The sequence below is a fragment of the Microbacterium sp. NPDC007973 genome (assembly GCF_042958465.1).
Classification (GTDB): domain Bacteria; phylum Actinomycetota; class Actinomycetes; order Actinomycetales; family Microbacteriaceae; genus Microbacterium; species Microbacterium galbum.
On the sequence record NZ_JBIBJJ010000004.1, the window covers coordinates 684,300 to 704,571 of the forward strand.

19 protein-coding genes are annotated in these 20,272 nt (G+C 71.4%); 8 read left to right on the forward strand and 11 right to left on the reverse strand.

Annotated elements, in window-relative coordinates; all coding sequences use genetic code 11:
• Positions 1–59: 59 nt before the first annotated feature.
• The gene (locus ACFZA2_RS16125; RefSeq protein WP_315995205.1) at positions 60–788 is read right to left on the reverse strand and encodes an SDR family oxidoreductase; all 729 of its coding nucleotides are present in this window, start codon (positions 786–788) and stop codon (positions 60–62) included.
• Between the two features lie 235 nt (positions 789–1,023).
• Between ACFZA2_RS16125 and ACFZA2_RS16130 the strand changes: the two genes are divergently transcribed.
• From ACFZA2_RS16130 to ACFZA2_RS16150, 5 genes are all read left to right on the forward strand, one after another.
• Positions 1,024–1,722, forward strand: a complete 699-nt coding sequence (locus ACFZA2_RS16130; protein WP_391406815.1) for a nucleoside/nucleotide kinase family protein — start codon at positions 1,024–1,026, stop codon at positions 1,720–1,722.
• A complete protein-coding gene (locus ACFZA2_RS16135) occupies positions 1,719–2,495 on the forward strand; it encodes an ATP-binding cassette domain-containing protein (protein WP_363578221.1) in 777 nt (258 codons plus the stop codon). Before ACFZA2_RS16130 ends, ACFZA2_RS16135 begins: the two co-directional genes overlap by 4 nt.
• A complete protein-coding gene (locus ACFZA2_RS16140) occupies positions 2,492–3,577 on the forward strand; it encodes an ABC transporter permease (protein WP_315995208.1) in 1,086 nt (361 codons plus the stop codon). The genes ACFZA2_RS16135 and ACFZA2_RS16140 overlap by 4 nt, the downstream gene beginning before the upstream one ends.
• A gap of 76 nt (positions 3,578–3,653) precedes the next feature.
• On the forward strand, positions 3,654–4,643 hold the full coding sequence (locus ACFZA2_RS16145; RefSeq protein ID WP_391406818.1) for an ABC transporter substrate-binding protein: 990 nt from the start codon (positions 3,654–3,656) through the stop codon (positions 4,641–4,643).
• 204 nt (positions 4,644–4,847) lie between these two features.
• A complete protein-coding gene (locus ACFZA2_RS16150; protein ID WP_391406820.1) occupies positions 4,848–6,311 on the forward strand; it encodes a mannitol dehydrogenase family protein in 1,464 nt (487 codons plus the stop codon).
• A gap of 167 nt (positions 6,312–6,478) precedes the next feature.
• Here ACFZA2_RS16150 and ACFZA2_RS16155 read toward each other — a convergent pair whose 3' ends face one another.
• The 8 genes from ACFZA2_RS16155 to ACFZA2_RS16190 all read right to left on the reverse strand — a co-directional run bounded on the left by ACFZA2_RS16155 (position 6,479) and on the right by ACFZA2_RS16190 (position 15,384).
• Positions 6,479–7,606: an alpha/beta hydrolase family protein gene (locus ACFZA2_RS16155; RefSeq protein WP_391406821.1), complete on the reverse strand. Its 1,128-nt coding sequence runs from the start codon at positions 7,604–7,606 to the stop codon at positions 6,479–6,481.
• Complete coding sequence (locus ACFZA2_RS16160; RefSeq protein ID WP_391406823.1) at positions 7,603–8,526, reverse strand: hypothetical protein; 924 nt, start codon at positions 8,524–8,526, stop codon at positions 7,603–7,605. The genes ACFZA2_RS16155 and ACFZA2_RS16160 overlap by 4 nt, the downstream gene beginning before the upstream one ends.
• On the reverse strand, positions 8,523–8,996 hold the full coding sequence (locus ACFZA2_RS16165) for a hypothetical protein (protein WP_391406824.1): 474 nt from the start codon (positions 8,994–8,996) through the stop codon (positions 8,523–8,525). Before ACFZA2_RS16165 ends, ACFZA2_RS16160 begins: the two co-directional genes overlap by 4 nt.
• 23 nt (positions 8,997–9,019) lie before the next feature.
• Positions 9,020–9,616: a helix-turn-helix domain-containing protein gene (locus ACFZA2_RS16170; protein ID WP_391406826.1), complete on the reverse strand. Its 597-nt coding sequence runs from the start codon at positions 9,614–9,616 to the stop codon at positions 9,020–9,022.
• A gap of 276 nt (positions 9,617–9,892) precedes the next feature.
• Positions 9,893–11,545, reverse strand: coding sequence for an alpha-amylase family protein (locus ACFZA2_RS16175; RefSeq protein WP_391406828.1), 1,653 nt, complete (start codon positions 11,543–11,545; stop codon positions 9,893–9,895).
• Positions 11,546–11,824: 279 nt separating this feature from the next.
• Entirely contained in the window at positions 11,825–12,796 is a 972-nt protein-coding gene (locus tag ACFZA2_RS16180; protein ID WP_391406948.1) for a LacI family DNA-binding transcriptional regulator, read from the reverse strand.
• A gap of 279 nt (positions 12,797–13,075) precedes the next feature.
• Positions 13,076–13,963, reverse strand: a complete 888-nt coding sequence (locus ACFZA2_RS16185) for a hypothetical protein (RefSeq protein ID WP_391406830.1) — start codon at positions 13,961–13,963, stop codon at positions 13,076–13,078.
• 50 nt (positions 13,964–14,013) lie between these two features.
• Positions 14,014–15,384 carry an FGGY family carbohydrate kinase gene (locus ACFZA2_RS16190; protein WP_391406832.1) on the reverse strand — a complete coding sequence of 457 codons (1,371 nt, stop codon included), beginning with the start codon at positions 15,382–15,384 and terminating at the stop codon, positions 14,014–14,016.
• A 38-nt stretch (positions 15,385–15,422) separates the two neighbouring features.
• Here ACFZA2_RS16190 and ACFZA2_RS16195 point away from each other — a divergent pair, with 38 nt between their 5' ends.
• Complete coding sequence (locus ACFZA2_RS16195) at positions 15,423–16,688, forward strand: HAD-IA family hydrolase (protein WP_391406834.1); 1,266 nt, start codon at positions 15,423–15,425, stop codon at positions 16,686–16,688.
• A 72-nt stretch (positions 16,689–16,760) separates the two neighbouring features.
• Entirely contained in the window at positions 16,761–17,240 is a 480-nt protein-coding gene (locus ACFZA2_RS16200) for a GNAT family N-acetyltransferase (RefSeq protein ID WP_391406835.1), read from the forward strand.
• 101 nt (positions 17,241–17,341) lie between these two features.
• Here the strand turns inward: ACFZA2_RS16200 and ACFZA2_RS16205 are convergent, their stop codons facing one another.
• Positions 17,342–18,031, reverse strand: coding sequence for a DUF2848 domain-containing protein (locus ACFZA2_RS16205; protein ID WP_391406837.1), 690 nt, complete (start codon positions 18,029–18,031; stop codon positions 17,342–17,344).
• Between the two features lie 129 nt (positions 18,032–18,160).
• On the opposite strand from ACFZA2_RS16205, the gene ACFZA2_RS16210 reads away from it, so the two are divergent.
• Positions 18,161–19,507, forward strand: a complete 1,347-nt coding sequence (locus ACFZA2_RS16210) for an MFS transporter (RefSeq protein ID WP_315995221.1) — start codon at positions 18,161–18,163, stop codon at positions 19,505–19,507.
• A gap of 63 nt (positions 19,508–19,570) precedes the next feature.
• On the opposite strand, the gene ACFZA2_RS16215 is transcribed toward ACFZA2_RS16210, so the two are convergent.
• Complete coding sequence (locus tag ACFZA2_RS16215; protein ID WP_391406840.1) at positions 19,571–20,230, reverse strand: GntR family transcriptional regulator; 660 nt, start codon at positions 20,228–20,230, stop codon at positions 19,571–19,573.
• Positions 20,231–20,272: the final 42 nt, after the last annotated feature.

The following is a 20,272-nucleotide window of genomic DNA, read 5'->3' on the forward strand; positions in this document are numbered from 1 at the left end:
CGCGCGCCGAGACCGCGAAGCGGCGCCGCCCACCGCGGCGCCGCTCCGTGGCATCCGGATCAGCGGCTGGAGTAGCCGCCGTCGATCGGGAGCGAGACGCCGGAGATCATGCCGGCCCCGTCGCTGAGCAGGAAGACGATCGGGGCGGCGATGTCGTCCTCGGTCGCCCACTTGTGCAGCGGCATGGCCTCGAGGAAGGGGCCCTCGATGTCGGGACGACCCCAGTACCAGGCCGACATCGGCGTCATGACGACCGTGGGATTCACGCTGTTGACCCGGATGCCGTAGCCGCCGAGTTCGAGGGCGGACACGCGCGTGATGTTGTCGAGGGCCGCCTTCGACGAACCGTACGAGATGTGTCCGGTGAGGGCGACGAGGCTGGCCTGGCTCGAGACGTTGACGATCGCGCCACCCTTGCCGACGCGGATCATCTCGCGCGAGGCGTACTTGGTCACCAGCAGCGAGCCGCGGGCGTTGATGCTCATGACCTTGTCGAACACGTCGATGTCGGTCTCCATGGGTGTCGCGATCTCGCCGCCCCACCCGCCGCAGTTCACGACGCCATAGAGGTCTCGGCCCTCGATCGCGGAGCGGATCTCGTCCTCGGATTCGAGGTCGAACACGACGGGCTCGGCTCCGGTCTCGGCGGCGATCGCCTCGACGCTGTCAGCCGTGCGGCCGGCGGCGAGCACGGTGGCGCCGGCGGCGACGAGGTGTCGCACGGTCGCCCCGCCGATACCGCCACCGGCTCCGGTGACGAGGATGGTGCGGTCGGTGAATTCGGTCATGGGAGGGCTCTTTCGCGGGTCCTGAGGGCGGGGACGACGGCGGTGTCGTCGCGGCCCATGATAACCACAGAATCCCGCGGATGACTTCGGTGTCATGACGAATTGATCACGGGTGTTGACACCGGTGTCACGGTGGGCTTACCGTAACCAACGTTCGACCGGTGGACAGCTCCACCGGACCGCTCCACCGGCGCAGCACTCCGACGTGCGGCGTCCCCGGAAGGACCACACCGCCGTGACCCGCACCTCGCAGAACGCCGCACCGATCGCCACCGCGACCGTGCACCTCGACGACCTCGTCGAGCGTGCCCGGCTGCTCGCGGCATCGGGCGAGCGCCGCGTGCTGGGACTCGCGGGAACCCCCGGCGCCGGCAAGTCCACCGTGAGCGACGCGCTGCTCGCCGCGCTCGGCTCCAACGCGGTGCTGGTCGGGATGGACGGATTCCATCTCGCGAACGAGGAGCTCATCCGCCTCGGTCGCCGCGATCGCAAGGGCGCCCCCGACACGTTCGACGTCGACGGCTACGTGGCCCTGCTCGACCGCATCCGCGCCGGGCACGAGGTCTACGCGCCGCGCTTCGATCGGGACCTCGAGGAGTCCATCGGCTCCGCGGTTCTGGTGCCCGCCGACGTTCCGCTCGTCATCACCGAGGGCAACTACCTGCTGCACGAGGGATTCGGGTGGGATGCCGTGGCATCCCGTCTCGACGAGGTCTGGTTCCTCGACATCGAACCCACCGCGCGCCGCGAGCGGCTCGTCGCCCGCCGCCTGTCCCACGGCCACCCCCATGACGATGCCGTCGCCTGGGTCCGCGACGTCGACGAGGCGAACGCCCTCGTCGTCGAGCGCGGCCGCCACCGCGCCGACCTCGTCGTCACCGTCTCCGACACCCCTGCCGGGGGCGCCGGCCACCACGAAGGAGCTTCCTCATGAGCACCACCACGGCTGTACCCGTGCTGCAGGCGCGCGGTCTGTCGCGCCAGTTCGGATCCGTCCGCGCCCTCAACAACGTCGACTTCGAGGTCTACCCCGGCGAGGTCACCGCCCTCATCGGCGACAACGGCGCCGGGAAGTCGACGCTCGTGAAGGCCCTGTCGGGCAACCTCGCCGTCGACGAGGGAGAGATCCGGTTCGACGGATCGCCGATCGACATGTCCAACCCCCAGGTCGCCTCGTCGCTCGGCATCGAGACGGTCTATCAGGACCTCGCGCTCGCGCCCCACCTCGACCCCGTGCAGAACATGTACCTCGGTCGCGAGATCCGTCGCCCGGGGCTGGCCGGTGCCCTCGGCTTCATGAAGACGAAGGACATGGCGAAGGCATCGCGCGCGGCGTTCGACGAGCTCGGCGCCACGGTGCGCAGCCTGACCTCGCCCGTCGGCGAGATGTCGGGCGGCCAGCGTCAGGCGATCGCGATCGCCCGCGCCGTCCACTGGGCCTCGCGCGTCGTGTTCCTCGACGAACCGACCGCGGCCCTCGGCGTGCGCCAGACGAAGAACGTGCTCGAGACGATCCGCCGCGTGCGCGACAAGGGCATCGCCGTGGTCTTCATCTCGCACTCGATGCCGCACGTCATCGACGTCTCCGACCGCATCCAGGTGCTGCGACTCGGGACCCGCGTCGCGAACATCCAGGCCGCGGACACCTCCATGGAAGAACTCGTCGGGCTCATGACCGGCGCCGTCACGAAGGACGACCAGAAGTGAGCGTCAAGACCCCTCCCACCGAGACCGTCGCGATCGGCACATTCGACGACAACCAGAAGGTGAACCCGGTGCGCCGGATCCTGCGTACGCAGGCCTTCCAGATCCTCCTCGTGCTGCTGGCGATCATCATCGTCTTCAGCATCATCGCGCCCGACTCGTTCGCGCAGTGGACCAACTTCCGTCTCATCATCCAGAACGCCTCGATCCTCGCGGTGCTCGCCGTCGGCATGACCTACGTCATCATCACCGCCGGCATCGACCTCTCGGTCGGGTCGGTCCTGGTCTTCTCCGGCGTCGTCGCGGCCATCGTCATGCGGGCGATGGGCGGCGAGGGCTGGGGCGTCGCGATCGTCGGCATCCTCGTCGCGATCCTCAGCGGCGTGTGCTGGGGGCTGCTGAATGGCTTCCTCATCGCGAAAGCGAAGATCCCGCCGCTCATCGTCACCCTGGGTTCCCTCGGCATGGCCCTCGGTCTCGCGCAGATCCTGACCGGCGGTGTCGACATCCGCGATGTGCCGACCGTGCTCACGGTCTCGATCGGCTACGGCAACGTCTTCGGCAGCGTCCCGATCATCAGCGTCATCGCCCTCGTGGTCGTCGCGATCGGTGCGATCGTGCTGCACTACACGCGCTTCGGCCTCTACACGCTGGCGGTCGGGTCGAGCGAGATCGCCGCCCGTCGCGTCGGCGTCAAGGTCGACGCGCAGCTGATCAAGATCTACACGATCTCCGGCGCCCTGGCCGGGCTCGGCGGCATCCTGTCGCTCTCCCAGTTCTCCACCACCGCGATCGCCGGGCAGTCGCAGACCAACCTCAACGTCATCGCGGCCGTCGTGATCGGTGGCACGTCGCTCTTCGGCGGCGTCGGCACCATCATGGGCACCGTCGTGGGTCTATTCATCCCAGCGGTGCTGCAGAACGGCTTCGTCATCACCGGTGTCCAGCCGTTCTGGCAGCAGGTCGCCGTCGGCGCGGTGCTGATCACGGCGGTGTACGTCGACCAGGTGCGCCGCACCGCCGCCACGCGCGGCAACTCGCAGGGCCTCTGGCGCAAGTTCCTCAGCGGAGGTCGGCGCGGCTGAGCCGCGGCGGCATCCATTCCCTCTCCACCCCTTACCCAACCCGACAGCAAGAACTCACAACAGAACGGTGATCACGATGAAGTGGAACAAGAAGGCGACCGCCCTGACGGTCTTCGGCATGGCCGCGACCCTGACTCTCGCGGGCTGCTCCGGTGGCACGGCCTCGGGCGGCGCGTCCGGCGGCTCCGACGGCGGCTACAAGATCGCGTTCGTGCAGGGCGTCGCCGGAGATGAGTTCTACATCTCCATGCAGTGCGGCATCGAAGCCGAAGCCAAGACCGAGGGCGCCACCGTCACCACTCAGGGGCCGGAGAAGTTCGACCCGACCCTGCAGAAGCCGATCGTCGACGCCGTCGTGGCGTCGAAGCCCGACGCGCTGCTGATCGCGCCGACCGACGTGTCGGCCATGCAGGCACCCATCGCGGCCGCCGAGGCCGCGGGCATCAAGGTCGTCCTCGTCGACACGACGCTCGAGGACCCCTCGGGAGCCGTGTCGCAGATCTCGAGCGACAACGAAGGCGGCGGAGCTGCCGCGTTCGAGGCGATCCAGAAGGCGAACCCCAACGGCGGCAAGGTGCTCGTCGTCTCCACCGACCCCGGCGTGTCCACGACCGACGCCCGCGCCCAGGGCTTCGAGGACGCCGTCGCGAAGGACAGCAAGTTCGAGTCGGTGGGTGTGCAGTACTCCCACAACGAGCCCTCGACCGCGGCCGAGATCGTCACCGCCGCGCTGCAGAAGGACCCCGACATCGTCGGCATCTTCGCCGCCAACCTGTTCGCCGCCGAAGGCTCCGCGACCGGTGTGCAGCAGGCCGGCAAGCAGGGCCAGGTCACCATCGTCGGCTTCGACGCCGGTCCCGCCCAGGTCAAGGCCCTCGAAGCCGGAACCGTCCAGGCGCTCGTCGCGCAGGAGCCCGCCACCATCGGCTCGGACGGCGTCAAGCAGGCCATCGCCGCGCTGAAGGGCGAGTCCACCGAGGAGAAGATCCAGACCGGCTTCACCATCCTCACCAAGGACAACATCAACGGCGACGGCAAGGACGCGGTCTACAAGTCCTCCTGCTGACCCACTCCCTCCTCGCGTGAGGGGTCAGAAATCGTCGCCGCGGCGCGCTCCAGGCGACAAAAATTGACCCCTCACGCGAGACGGACCGCCCCCGCCCGGAGGTTCGGCACGCTCAGCCACCGGACTCGCGCAACCCAGGTCCCTGAGCCCGTCGAAGGGACCGGGACCACCCGCCCCTCCCTCCCCAAACCACGGAAGCCCCGCATGACCGAACTCACCGCCGCCGCCCTCCCCTCCCTCGCGGCGGACGTCTCCGTTCCGACCTACGACAGGTCGGCCGTGCGCTCGCGCATCGTGCACGTCGGCGTCGGCGGGTTCCACCGCGCCCACGAGGCGATGTACCTCGACCGGCTCCTGGAGGCCGGACACGGCGACTGGGGATTGTGCGGGGTCGGGGTGCTGCCGTTCGACGCCGCGATGCGCGACGCCCTCGCCGCCCAGGATCGGCTCTACACGCTCGTCACCACCGCTCCCGACGGGTCGTCCGCGGCCCGCGTCGTCGGCTCGATCGTCGACTACCTCTTCGTCCCCGACGACCCCGAGGCGGTCGTCGCCAAGCTCGCCGATCCCGACACCGCGATCGTCTCGCTCACGATCACCGAGGGCGGCTACGGCATCGACGACGCCACCGGCGCCTACGCTCCGCGCGACGAACCCACCCTCGCCGACCTCGACGGGGCCCTGCCTCCGCGGAGCGTGATGGGCCTGCTGACCGAGGGGCTCCGCCGACGGAGGGATGCCGGCATCCCGGCCTTCACGGTCATGTCGTGCGACAACATCCAGGGCAACGGCCACGTCGCGCGCGCCTCCCTGCTCGGGTTCGCCGAGCGTCTCGACCCGGAACTCGCCGCCTGGATCGCGCAGAACGTGTCGTTCCCCACCTCCATGGTGGACCGGATCACCCCGGTCACCACCGACGAGACGCGCGCGTCCATCGCCGAGGAGTTCGGCGTCGACGACCGCTGGCCCGTGCGCTCGGAGTCGTTCGCCCAGTGGGTGCTCGAAGACGCCTTCCCCCTGGGGCGTCCGGCCTTCGACGAGGTCGGCGTACAGCTGGTCCAGGATGTCGAGCCGTACGAGCTCATGAAGCTGCGGCTGCTGAACGCGTCGCACCAGGCGATGAGCTACCTCGGCATCCTGTCGGGCGCGCACTACGTGCACGAGGTGTGCACCGACGAGCTGTTCGTCGCGTTCCTGCAGGGCTACATGCACGCCGAGGCGATTCCGACGCTGCGACCGGTGCCCGGGATCGACCTCGACGCCTACTGCGACGAGCTCATCGCGCGCTTCGGCAGCGAGGCCATCCGCGACACGCTCGCGCGTCAGGTCGTCGACGGCTCCGACCGGCTCCCGAAGTTCTTGTTGCCCGTCGTCCGAGAGCAGCTCGCCGCCGGGGGCCGGATCGACCACGCGGCCCTCGTGCTCGCGGGGTGGAGCGTGTTCCTCGAGGGGCGCACCGAATCGGGCGAGGAGACCCCCGCGGTCGACAGTCGGCTCGACGAGCTGCGGGCCATCGTGGCCGACGACCCGGCGGCGCTGCTCGACTACGCGCCCGTCTTCGGCGACCTCGGGCAGGACGCGCGGCTGCGCGAGGCCTATCTCGCCGCCCGCGCGCTGCTGGCCGAGCGCGGCGCGCGCGGTGCGATCGCGGCGGTCGTCGGCGCCTGAGTGCTGCAGCGGCCGCGACCCGGTCGAAGCCAGCGGACCGCCCCGCACCCCCCGGTCCCTTCGACACGCTCAGCGACCTCCGCCCACGCCCAGGTCACTGAGCCCGTCGAAGCCACCGGAATCCGCCGCACCCCGGGTCCCTTCGCAAGCTCAGGGACCTTCGCGGCTCAGCGGGCGCGGAGCCAGCGGGCGATCGCGTCGTGGAAGCGCTCGGGCTCCTGGTTGGCCTCGTTGCAGTGACCGGTGGCGTCGAAGGCGACCAGCTCGGCATCCGGATGCCGTTCGACGAACGCCACCGATCCCGAGAACGGCACGACCGGATCGACGCGGCTGTGCAGGATGATGGTCGGCACCCCCGGCCCGGGCCGGCCCTCGCCCACCCACGTGAGGGCGCGCGCGTCGACCGCCTCGACGAGGCCGAGGGCCCGCGCCCCGATGCGGCTCGCGAGCACGCGCATCGACGCGGCGGCGACCGTGCGGGGCAGGTGCGCGTTCGCGACGGCGTTGTCGACCACCCGGGGCCAGTCCAGCGCCGGCGCGACGAGGACGAGTCCGGCGATCGCCTCGCGGTGCGCCGAGTGCTCGAGCGCGAGCATCGCGATCGTGCCGCCCATCGACCAGGCCACGAGCACGATCTCCCGGGCACCGCGCGCGAGGGCGTACGCGATCGCGTCGTCGACGTCGCGCCACTCGCGCGTTCCCAGGGTCGAGGGCAGGGCGTCGGCGGGGGCGCACTCTTCGTCGCCGGCGTACGACACCACGAGCGCTATCCATCCGGCATCCACCGCCGCCGGCGCCGAGCGAAGCGCTCCGTTGCGACTGGAGCGCAGCCCGTGCACATGGATCGTCCAGCGGCCGTCGGCCGTGTCGGGGTCGCCGATCTCCCACGCCTCGGCGACGCCGCCGCGCCGCAGCGGCACGGAGACGTGCCGCGTGGGCCCGACGTCTTCGGGGGAACCGATGCTCTGCGAGGTCCAGGTCGCCACGGCGTCACCGTCGGCGAGTCCGTCGGGACGCGATGCGAGCTCGCGCACGACCCGGTCCTTCCCGACGCGCAGCGGTTCGCCGACGACCACGTGCCGACCGTCGTCGAGCCAGAGGCCGTAGGTGCCCGGCTCGCGGCTCTCGAGCGTGGCCGGCACGGTGACCGTGCCGCCCGCGAAAGTCACGGGTGCGGAGACCTTGGCGGCGCGCGGGGCGATGAGTCTTCGCGCGACGTAGCCGGCGAGCGCGGTGTGGGCGAGCGCCACGGTGGCGACGGCGATGCCCGTGCCGAGGGCGAGGGGGCGGATCATGGGCGGGCTCCCGTGGATCGGCGGGTGAGGTGGGCGTCGACGTCGTCGAGGAGCTCGCGCTCCTGAGCGCTCAACGGCGACGAGGTGGCGATGGCGTCGTCCTCGACGGCCACGCGCAGCGCGTGCAGGCGCGTGTCGACGAGGGGGTCGTCGGCGAGGCCCGGCAGGCCCGCGACACCGCGCCGCCGGGCCACGGCGCCGAGATCCTCCAGCAGCGCCTCGCCCCGCCGGCGGATGCGGCCGGTCACGCGCGAGGCGCGGAAGATGCCGAGGACGAAGGCGAGCACGCCGAGGTAGAAGAGCGGGTCGAAGAGCGCGCTCACGATCGGAACGGGGGCGAAGAAGCGCGCCAGGGTGAGATCCGCGATCTCGCTCACGCAGCCCAGCACGATCCCGATCGCCCCGGCCCGGAAGAACCAGCGCACGCCCGGGAGCGAGACGTGGGCCGAGACGCACAGCAGCACCCCGACCAGGGCGATGCCCGCCATGTGGACCACCCCGTAGACCCACGCGCCCGTCGAGGTGGCGACGGCGTCTTCGATGAAGCGGAACGACGTCGGCCCGCGCTCGGGCAGGGCGACGAAGAACACGACGGCGAACACCCCCGCGAGCAGCGCCGGGAAGCGCCAGCGCAGTGTCGAGACGCGCGCCGTCACGGGGGCGATCCCGGCCTGGATGCCGAGCCACAGCGCCACCATCGTGAGCACGCCCTGCACGAGCTTGAGGATGTTCGTGCCCCCGAGCAGGCCGTCGAGCACACCGAGCGGGATGACCGTGCCCTGGGTCAGCAGTGCGATGACGCCGACCAGGCCGGCGAGCCATGCGATGCGCGCCCGCGGCTGACGCCGAGCGGCGCGCGCACGGCCCACCACGAGCAGCAGCAGCGCGACGAGGGCCGCGTCGATGAGGAGAACGGTCACCACGACGACTCGGCCACCCGGGGGCTCGCGTACAGCAGGCGGGAGATGCGGTGGGCGACGTGCTCGGCGACGAGTTCGGCCTCGACTTCCGGCGTCGTCAGCGTCGGATCGTCGTACGGCGCGATCGAGGAGCGTTCGCGTGCGCCCCGCTCGTGGAGGGCGCCGGTGCAGTGCGCGTCGTCGAGCAGGTGGCCGAGCTCATGCGAGGCGGCGAACTGGCTGTACAGCGCCGCATCCGATGCGCGCACGTGGATGCTCGCCTCGCCCCTGTCGGCGAAGAAGGTGAGGTAGCCGGTGAGGGTCCCCCATCCGCTCGTGTCGGTCTCGCGAATCACTCGGAGACGGATGCCGACGGCTCGCTCGACCGCTCGCACCACGTCGTCGAACCCCATGTCGGCCGTCAATCGCGCGCGGGCGATCGCCCGATCGGCTCGCGCCCGCACTCTCGCCTGCATGTCCTCCGCAGCCACCGCTCTCCCCCCGTCGCGGTCGCTCATGTCGCCGGCGGCCTGCTTCGCAGCGACTGGGCGATGGCGCGCAGGGCGTCGGGCGACATCTCGCCGAGAGCCCGGAACTGGATGCTGCTGGCTCCGGCCTCGCGCATCGCGTCGCGCAGGTCGAGCTCGGCATCCGTTCGATCCGTCACCGCGGCATCGGTGTAGTCGGTGAGGTACTCGGTGGGCACGTCGCCCCAGTGGGTGATGAGCCGCAGGACCTCTTCGTCGAGCACGACGCTCGTCGCGCCCTCCGCGAGCAGCGCGCGCGCTCCGTCCGCGGCCTGCGGGTCGATGTCGTCGAGGTGCGCGAGCAGGTCGTCGGCGGTGGCGGTCTGCGCGGAGATGAGTCGTCGGACGCGGGATGCCAGGGGCCCGGCCGGCACGCGCATCTCGACCCGCGGCGCCGTGTCGGGGCTGGCGAGCTCCTCGGGCGTGACGTCGAGCGCCACCGCGAGGGCTTCCAGATCGTTGGTGTTGTACGGCAGCGACAGGCCGGCGCGCGACTGGTAGTAGCTCTTCGTCATTCCGGCGCGACTGAGCAGCTCACCGACGGTGAGCCCCTTGGCCCTCCGCAGGCGATCCACGTTCGCCACCACTCGACGGGAGTACCGGGAGGGTGGTCCGACTGCGCCGCGACCCACAGTCCGATCGTAGACGACCCTCCGGTTCACCCACGGTCGTATTTACGATCACCCGTCGGGTGCTAATTACGACGCGCTGTGCTTGTATGGATCAGACCGCGCGCGGGGCGGACGTGGGGGAACCCCTGCGCGCGAGCGATCGGGAGAGGCTTCCCGATCCGGTCGGTGACGGGCGCGGCACCATTGGGGGGTGCCGCGCCCGATCACTTCCGCCCGCCCCCGCGTGCGTCAGGCGATGCGCCGCTCCCCCGGCCGGATCACCCGCCACCACCGGTAGCCGTACCCGTCGAGCGACACGTCGAATCCGGATCCGTCGAGCGTCTCCGCCCCCGCCGCATCGTCGAGCAGGTTCACCACACGCCATTGCTCGGCATCCGCCCCCTCGATCTCGAGGCGGAACGTGCGCCCGTCGGGTGCGAAGTTGTGCGCCGCGACGAACAGGCCCAGCTCACTGGTGAGCGAGTGCGCGAGCACGCAGCTGTGGGGTTGATCCAGGATGCCGAACTCCCCCCATCCGATCTCGGGCGAGGCGCGATAGTGACGCACGAGGTTCTGCACGAACCTGAGCATCGAGTCGGGATCATGACGCTGCTGGGCGACGTTGACGTGCTGCGGCCCGAAGCCGCCCGGAACGATGTCGGCGATGAGGTCGTCGGCCGTCGAGAAGCCGGCGTCGGGGGCGCCCGTCCATTGCATCGGCGTGCGGACGGCGGCGCGACTGCCCTCGATCTCGGGGTTCTCCCCCATGCCGATCTCCTCGCCGTAGTACAGCACGGGCGCTCCCGGCAGCGAGAACATGAGGCTGTAGACCATGCGGATGCGGCGCGGATCGCCCTCGAGCATCGCCGGCAGCCGCCGCGTGATCCCCCGCCCGTGGATGCGCTGCCCCGGCTCCGGGGCGAAGGCGGTGAAGACCTCTTCGCGCTCGGCCTCCGACAGCTGATCGAGGGTGAGTTCGTCGTGGTTGCGCACGAAGTTGCCCCACTGGTTTCCCCGGGCGATCTCGGGCCGCGACTCCAGCGCCTCCCGCAGCGGCGCGGCGTCCTGACGCGCGAGGGCGAGGTAGAGCCGCTGATTGGCGACGAAGTCGAACTGCATCGTCAGCTCGTCGCCGTCGGCGTCGCCGAAGAAGCGCACCTGCTCGTCGTAGGGGAGGTTGACCTCGCCGAGCATCATGGCGTGACCGCTGCGGCGCGAGACGTAGCCCCGCAGCGCGCGGAGGAAGTCGTGCTCGGGGCCCTCGTCGCCGTCGATGAGGTGGGGCACGGCATCCACGCGGAAGCCGTCGATGCCGAGCTCGAGCCAGAAGCCGATGACCTTGGCGATCTCCTCGCGCACCTCCGGATGGTCGGTGGCGAGGTCGGGCTGGTGCCGGTAGAACGAGTGCTTGTAGTACTGCCCGGCGGTGTCGTCGAAGAACCACACCCCGTCCTCGACGTCGGGGAACATGCTCGCCGGAGCGTCGTCGGGCACCTCGTCGCGCCACTGGTAGAAGTGGCGGTAGCGGCTGTCGGGGCTCTGCCGCGCCTGCTGGAACCACGGATGCCGGTCGGAGGTGTGGTTCACGACGAGGTCGACGATCACCCGCATGCCGCGGTCGTGGGCGGTGCGCAGCACCTCGACCATGTCGCCGGGCGAGCCGTACCGCGGATCGACGCCGTAGTAGTCCTCGATGTCGTAGCCGTTGTCGCGCTGCGGCGAGGGGTAGAACGGCGCGAGCCACAGGCACGTCACCCCGAGTTCGGCGAGGTGGTCGAGCCGCTGCGCGAGGCCGCGCAGGTCGCCCACGCCGTCGCCGTCGGCATCCAGATAGGTCTTGACGTCGAGGTTGTAGAAGACGGCGGTCTTCCACCACAGGTCGCTGGTGTCGGTGAGCCTCACGACGTCACCTCCGTCCGAGCGGCGGTGCGGCGTTCGGAGCGCGGGAAGGTCGTCATCGGAGCCCTCTTCTCGGGAGCGGTGGCGTTCTCTGACTGCCTTTCCTATCGCGCCCGCCTGATCGTGGACGGGCTCTTGCCCCGGCCCGGCCATTGTGCGTCGACGCGTCCGCGTCATCCCTCGCACCCCGAACACGGGCCTCTGCGCCCGCCGAAGAAACCGGTGGCCGCGTGCCCCGGTGGCTTCGACGAGCTCAGCCGCCTCGAGCGAAAGCGGAGGGGGTCAGAGCGCGCAGGACTCCCGCTCGACGAGCGACACGTCGATCACCGTCAGCTCGTCGAGACCCAGGCCGGCATCGGGCTGCAACCGCGCGAACACCCGCTCGGCGGCGAGCGCACCGATGCGGCGCGGGTCCTGGTCGATCACCGTGACGGAGGGGGTGAGCGTGTCGGCCATGGGGAAGTCGCCGAAGCCGACGAACGGCAGCGGATCGCCGCGCAGCACGTGGGCGAGCGCCATCGACGACCGGGCGTTGGCGGAGAACAGGGCCGTGGGGGGTTCGTCGAGGCCGCGAAGATGCTCGAGAGCGGATGCCGCCGATGCGCGGTCGGAGACCTGCGAGGCGACGAGTCGCTCGTCGACGTCGACGCCCGCATCGCGCAGCGCCCGCCTCCAGCCCTCGACGCGCTTGGTCTCGGTCGAGAGGTGCACCATGTCGCCGACGTAGGCGATGCGGCGGTGCCCGTGCGAGAGCAGGTGGGTGGTGGCCAGGTGCGCGCCGGCTTCGTCGTTCTCGGTGAACGTGTCGGTGAGCAGTCCCGCCGGTGCACGGTCGACGAACACGATCGGCGTATGCCCGCGCCACCGCTCGAGCCACGAGTGGTCGGTGCCGACGGGGGCGATGACCAGTCCGGTGAGCTGGCGACCCAGCAGCGACTCGAGCGCGGGCCTCTCGTCGTCGGGGTTCTCGCCCAGGCTCGTGACGAGGGTCGACAGGCCATGGCGGCGCGCGGTGTCCTCGACCGCGCGGGCGATGGCGGCGAAGAACGGATCGACCACGTCGGGGACGGCGACCCCGATGACCGAGGCGCGTCCGGCCCGGAACGTCGTCGCCAGGGCATTGGGGACGTAGTTGAGCTCGCGCATCGCGGCCTCGACGAGGGCTCGCGTGTCGGGGAGCACGTGCGGATCGTCGTTGAAGACGCGCGACACGGTCTTCGTGCTCACCCCGGCGCGCTGAGCGACGTCGCGCATCGTGGTCACGAGGCACCTCCGGGGTTCGGGCGAGTGGGGGCTTCGACGTGCCACCCTATCCGCCGGACCGACCGCGCGCCCCGCACGGCGGCACGGACGACGGGCGCCGAACCCCCGCGCGCCGCGGGGGTGGGCGCCGCGCGACCGGCGTCGCGGATCGACCCGAGTGCCCGCCCGGCACGGCGGCATCCGTCTTCCGCGTGCACCCGCGGGGAGCCGGTCCGAGGGGAGTCGGACGCGACCGGACGACGCAACCGGTGCCGGGCGGACGGGCTCATGTCAGCGGCCGTCGACGGCGTCGGCGAGCTCGCGCAGGCGCGGCAGGGCGCGGCCCGAGAGCAGCTCCTCGCGGCGGTCGGCGTCGATCGAGAGGCTGTCCTTCCAGAGCGACCGGCCGGCCATCGCGCCCGAGGCGCCGTTGGCGACGGCCGTGCGCACCTGCTCGATGAACGTCTCGTGGTCCACGCCGGCCGACAGCACGGCCCACGGCACGCCCTGGGCGGCCTCGGTCACGCGCGCGCTCGCCTCGGCCGAGCCGGGGTACTGCAGCTTGAGGATCTTCGCGCCGCACGCGACGGCGAGGGCGGCTCCGTCGACGACGAGGTCGGCGAACTTCTCCGCGTACTCCTCGTCGCTCTCGCCCTCGAGCTGGTACGTGAGCAGCTCGACGATGAGCAGCAGGCCCTCCTCGTCGCACGCCTTCACCAGGTCGCGGATCTCCTGCGCGACGCGGGAGTCGGCATCCTGCTTGTCGGGACGCGTGTACCAGAGCATCTTGGCCACGTCGGCGCCCTGCTCGCGGATGGAGTGCGGCGTGGTGCCGGGTACGTATCGCGTGTATTTCAGACCGTCGACCGTCTCGGCACCCGAGGCGTCGAGACCGACGACGAGCGCGGTGTCACGGGCGAGCACGCCGTCGTCGACGATCTGCGGCAGCGCGACCTCGGGGTCGAGCAGGATCGCCGGCGCGTGGTTGGCGAGGTGGCGGACGAGGTCGGCCTTCACCTCGGCGAGCTCCTCGCGCGAGATCCCGTCGGAGCCGTTGGGGGCGTCCTTGATGGCGGCCTTCATGCCGTTGCGCTGGTCGGCGGCGACGATGAGCATGTGACCGTCGGGCGTGCTGATCGACTGCAGCGCGCGGCGCTCGATCGTGGTGAGTGCGTTCATGATCTCTCTTCTCTGGGGTTCTCGCGCGCGGGTGGGCGCGGGTGGTCTGTTCAGGAGGGGACGGATGCCGAGACGAGGCGCCGCGCCATGTCGGCGGCTCCCCACGCGACGTCCTGCTCGCGGGTGGACAGGGACGGATCGGGGAGCACCTCGGCGCGGGCGCGACGGACGGACGCCATGCCCGCCCACCCGCCGGTGAGGGTGGAGTGGGTGGCGGGAGCCACCTCGCGGTCCATCGCCGCGATGAGCGCGGCGACCTCGTCGTTGCTGTGCCGCAGCACCGCGCCGAAGATCTCGGCAGGGCTCGCCTCCGTGTGCAGCGTCAGCCGCAGCACGCCGTCGTCGTTGCGGGCGCCGGTGACCTCGATCGCCCCGGCCGGCAGCTCGCCCTCGTACGGGAGCGCCATGACCGCGTCGTCGAGCGCATCACGGCCCGCGCGGTCGCTGACCCCGGCGGCGTGCAGCGCGCGGCGCAGCAGGAGACCGGTCTTCACCCCGGCGACGAGCACGTGCTTGTCCGGGACGACGTGGCGGACCTCGTTGATGAGCGCGTCGGCCAGTCGTCGGCGCGCCGCGAAGCCGAGAGGCGCATCGAGCACCCTCAGCAGCACCTCGGCCGTGCCGAGCGAGACGTGGTAGCCGTCGGCATCCAGGGTGCCGTTGGCCTGAGCGGCGACGAGGTGGTCGTGTCCGGCGACGGTGAGCGCGGCCCCCGCGACGCGGGGTCCGAAGGCAGCGGATGCCGTGCCCCAGGCCGTCCCGCCTCCCCGGAGCGGCGGCAGAAGCGCATCGTCGACACCGAGCGCCTCGAGCATCGCCGGCCAGGCGGCGCCGGAATCCTGGTCGATGAGGCCGGTGCGCGAGGCGAGCGAGAGCTCGAGAGCCACATCTCCGCCGAGGGCGGCGACGACGAACTCGGGCAGGTCGAGCCAGCGCAGGCCCGTGAGGTCGGTGCCCTGGTCGCGCAGCCACGCGAGCTTCGCGACGCTCACCTGGGCGCCGAGCGGCAGGCCGGTGCGGCCGGCGAACTCGTCGCGCACCTCGGCGGGGAGGGCGGCGATCTGCTCCCATCCGCGCGGGTCGAACCACGCGAAACCGGGTGCTGCTGCGGCGCCGTCTCCGTCGATCAGGATGCCGGTCTCGCCCATTCCCGCGACGGCGAGCGAGGTCAGCGGAGCGGACGACACCGGAGCGAGCTCGGCGTCGACGAGGTCGATGAGCGCGCGGACGGTCGAGAGCAGGTCGGCGGCGTCGATGTCGGTCGTGCCGCCCGGGCCGACCCGCCACGGGGTGGGCACCTGGGCCCCCGCGATCTCGGTGCCGGCGTCGTCGATGACGAGCATCTTGATGCCCGTGCTGCCCAGGTCGATGCCGCCATGGAGGCGCGACTGCTCGGCATCCATGTCACCGGTGTCTTGCATGAGCGGCCGTCCTCTCCGGAACCTCTTCGAGTCCCGGAATGACGAGCATGACACCGGTGACTTGCTACGTCTATGGTGGAGGTATGCCGTCGTCGTGTCAAATACCCGAACCGCTCGCCGTCGTCGTCGCCGGTCCCGCCGGCAGCGGCAAGAGCACGCTCGGACGCGCCCTCGCCGCCGCGCTGCGCGCACCCCTCGTCGACCTCGACAGTGTGACCACCCCTCTGCTCGACGCCCTTCCCGCCGACGCCCTCGGCGGACACTGGCTCGCCTCCCCGCACGCCGGGGCCATCCGCGCCGGTCGCTACGCGGCACTGCGCGCAACGGCCGCCGATGCCCTCTCCACGGCGGGCCGCGTGGTCGTCGTCGCCCCCTTCACCGCGGAGCTCGCGGGCGGGGACGACTGGACGGCGCTGCGCGAGGCACTCCTGCCCCTCGAGCCCCTCGTCATCCACGTCGACGGTGACCCGGCGATCCTCGCGTCCCGCCGCGCCGCGCGGGGCGTCTCCCGCGACGCGCACCGCGTGGACGTCCCGCCGGTCGCACCCGCCGTCCCGGTGATCTCCGTCGACGCCGAGCTCACCACCGGGCAGCAGCTCGCCCGCGTCCTGCCCGCGCTCGGCATCCGCCGCCCCCTCGACGCGGGAGCCGCGATCTTCGCGCGCGAGTTCGACGCCGTGCTGTTCGACCTCGACGGAACCCTCGTCGACTCCACGGCATCCGTCGCCCGGTCCTGGCGGCGCTTCGCCGAGCACTACGACGTGTCGATGGAGGCCCTGCACGCCAACCACGGTCAGCCCGCGCGCACGCTCGTGAGCCTGCTGCTGCCCGCCGAGCGGCATGCCGAGGCGCTCGCGCACGTCACCGACCTCGAGGTGGCGGATGCCGCGGGTCTCGCCCCCATCCGCGGCGCCGCCGACTTCTTCGCCGCCGTACCGGCCGACCGCCGCGCCATCGTGACCTCGGGGTCCGTCCCCATCGCCACGGCCCGCCTGGCCGCGGCCGGGTTCGCCCACCCCGACGTTTTCGTCACGGTCGACGACGTCGTCAACGGCAAGCCCGACCCCGAACCCTTCCTCCTCGCGGCCGAGCGTCTCGGCGTCGACCCCTCGCGCTGCCTCGTCGTCGAGGACGCCCCGGCCGGCATCGCTGCGGCCCGCGCGGCCGGCTGCGCCGTGATGGCGCTGACCGGCACGACCGCCGACGAGGAGTTGGGCGCCGATCTGGTGGTGGACGGACTGGATGCCGTTCGGCTCGAGGTCACGGCATCCGGGGCGCTGCGGTTGCGAGGCTCCGTCGGCTGACCATCCGCGACCGGGATGCGGAGGATCCACCTCCCCGGAGGCGGGCGGCCCCGCGGGGCGATGATGGAGGGGATGACCCTCTCAAGCAGCCATGTCCTCCTCACCCGCATCACGCCGGCGATGGCACGACGGATCGTCGCGCGTGACGAGGAACCCGGAGACGACTGGCATCCGCACTATCCGTTCGTCGACGAGCTCGACCCGCTCGAAGCCCTCGCGGCGTCCGAGTCGAGCGCGTCACCGTTCACGATGTACGCCATCCGTGAGCCGGCGACGCGGCTCGCCGTCGGCGGCCTCGGCTTCTTCGGCCCACCCGACGCGAGCGGAACCGTCGAATTCGGCTGCGGCCTCATCCCCGCGGCACGAGGACGGGGGCTCGCGAGTGCCGCCGTCACCCTCGCCCTCGCGCACGCCCAGCACTGGGGCGCCCGCCGGGCGGTCGCCGACACCGAGACCGACAACGGCGCCTCGCGCCGCGTGCTGGAGAAGGCCGGGCTCCAAGAGACCGGGCGACGCGGCACCCTCGTGCTCTTCGCCCGCGACCTCCTCTGAAGGCGCGGGCGAGACGAGAGCCCGAGCGACGCCGAAAGCCCGGACCGTTCGGTCCGGGCCGTCGTCGCCCACGGCCGGTGGACCGCGGCGCGAACGCTCGCTCAGCCGATGGGCGTCGGCATCCGCTCGACGTCGTACCGGACGACGCTCGACTCCCCGGTGCTCTCGTCGAGCAGCTCGACCTCCCAGCGGTCGCTGAACTGGTCGACGCCCGCGACCATCGGGATCGTTCCCGAGATGAGGGCGACGCCCTCCTGGCGCTCGCCCCGCTCGGCCAGAACGTCGAGCCAGTACTGCGGCGAGAGCAGCTCGCCGACGCGGCCGTCCTGGATGAGGGTGCGCTCGGTGCCCACCCACGCCCGCAGGCGGAGGTCGTCGGCGCGATCGGCCAGAGACGACAGACGCCAGGCCCGGCGACCGAGCATGTCGGGACCGGCGTTCTTGCTCCAGGCGACGCCGTGCACCTCGAGGGCCCGATCGGTGTGGTCGCAGGCGACGGTGAGCAGCACGTCGTCCTCGCCGGGGCCGATGACGACGATGCCCCACTCGGCCTCGCCGGACGTGCGCTCGTGCTGCGCCTCGACCCGGTCGCCCTGCCGGGCCAGATACGACGAGACGGGGTACAGCGAGGGGGTGGTGGTGGGCGCCGGGACTCCCAGCTCGGCCAGTTCGTCGATGTGGTGCTTCACGGCCGCCTGGTCCCGACCGGCGTAGCCGGCGTTGTACACGTGCGTCACGTCGACGGAGACGAGGGTGCCCTCGCCGATGATCTCGAATTCCAGAGCGGTCACGTCGCCTCTTCCCATTGTTACGACGCGGGAAAATTTCCCCGTATCGGTTGCGTATACGTTTTGTATACAGGAAGTATGAGGGAAACGAAAACGCGGCGGTCCTCCTCGCCGACATCAGATGGGACTCTCATGACGAACGTTCGAAACGCTGTACCGGGCGGCCGGGAGCGCACGCGCTCGCTCGCCAAGGCGTACACCGCCAGCCTCACCGGCACCGCCCTGGAGTGGTACGACTTCGCCGTCTACTCCGCCGCCGCCGCCGTCGTGTTCCCGGCGCTCTTCTTTCCGGAGAACGACCCGCTCACGGGCGCGCTGCTGGCGTTCTCCACCTACGCCGTGGGGTATCTGTCGCGCCCGGTCGGCGGCATCGTGTTCGGCCGCCTCGGCGACAAGATCGGCCGCAAGAGGGTCCTCGTCATCACCCTTCTCCTGGTGGGCATCGCGACCTTCCTCATCGGCGTCCTCCCGACCTACGGCGCCATCGGCCCGCTCGCGGCCGTCATCCTCGTGCTGCTGCGCTTCGCCCAGGGCGTCGGCGTCGGCGGCGAATGGGGCGGGGCCGTCCTCCTCTCGAGCGAGTTCGGAACTCCTCGGCGCCGCGGCTTCTGGGCCTCCGCCGCCCAGGTCGGCCCGCCCGCCGGAAACCTGCTGGCCAACGGTGTGCTCGCCGTCCTGACCCTCGCCCTCTCCGACGAGCAGTTCCTCGCGTGGGGATGGCGCGTCGCCTTCCTCCTGTCCGCGGTGCTCGTCGCCTTCGGCCTGTGGATCCGCCTCGCCCTGGAGGACACCCCGATCTTCCGCGCCATCGAGCAGTCCGGCGACCGGCCCGAGGCCCCCATCAAGGACGTGTTCCGCCTCGAGGGCCGCGGACTCCTCGCCGCCATCCTGTGCCGCCTCGCACCCGACATCCTGTACGCGATGTTCACCGTCTTCACCCTGACCTACGGACTCACGCAGCTCGGCATGGAGCGTTCGCAGGTGCTCACGGCCACCCTCATCGGCTCCGCCTTCCAGCTGGCGCTCATCCCCCTCGCCGGGTGGATCAGCGACATGGTCAACCGCCGTCTGCTGTACGCGATCGCCGCCGTGGCGGCCGCAGGATGGCCGTTCGTGTTCTTCCTCATGATCGGCGGCGGCTCTCAGCCGCTGTTCATCCTGGGCGTCGTCGTCGGTCTCGCCATCCACTCGTTCATGTACGGACCGCAGGCCGCCTTCATCACCGAGCAGTTCAGCCCGCGCCTGCGCTACACCGGATCGTCCCTCGCCTACACGATCGCCGGCGTCTTCGGCGGCGCTCTGGCTCCCGTGATCTTCACGGCGCTGCTCAGCGCGACCGGCAGCTGGGTCGCCCCGGCGATCTACCTCGGCGTCGCGGCCGTGCTCACCATCGTCGGACTGCTGCTCGGCCGCAACCCGCAGCACGCCGAAGACGAGGAGTACCTCGACGTGCTGACCGGAGCACGGGCCACGTCGTGACGACCGACGGCATCCGGTCCCCTCGGTCGAAGCGCTGCCCGCGCCCCGGCCGAGGGCCGCGCCTCACGCCCCGGTCAGGATCGTCCGGAGCGTGATGCTCAGGTGGTCGTCGATGGCCTTCTCGGCGGCCGCCTGATCTCCCGTGCGCAGGGCCTCGACGATCGCGCCGTGCTCGTGCGTCACGGCGTTCCACCGCGAGGGGCCGATGCTCAGCGCGGAGATCCCGACCCGCACCTGCTTCTCGCGCAGAGCCGCGTAGGTGCGCGAGATCAGCGCGTTGCCGGCGGCGTCGACCAGGGTCTGGTGGAACTCCCGGTCGAGCTCGATGCACTCGCGGGCCTGCTCGAAGGTCAGGCGGTCGAGTCCCGCGGTCACCGCGTCCTGACGCCGCATGACCTCGGCGAGTGCGTCGTGCGGCGAGAGCCGCTGGGCCAGGGCGCGCTGGACGGCGAACCGCTCGATCAGCCCACGCATCTCCATCAGCTCGGCCGTCTCGCGCGGGGTGAGCGCGGCGACGCGGGCTCCGCGGCGGGGCTCGAGGTCGACCAGGCCCTCCGACGCCAGGATCAGCAGCGCTTCCCGCACCGGGGTGCGCGAGACCCCCACGGCGTCGGCCACGTCCTGCTCGTTGATGAAGCCCCCCTCGACCTGCGGGTCGGTCAGCAGCGAGCGGAGGTGTCCGAGAGCACGGTCTCGGCCCGAGGGGGGCGCGACAGAAGGCATACGACAGGTATACAACACGGGGATACCCGTACGAAGGAGACT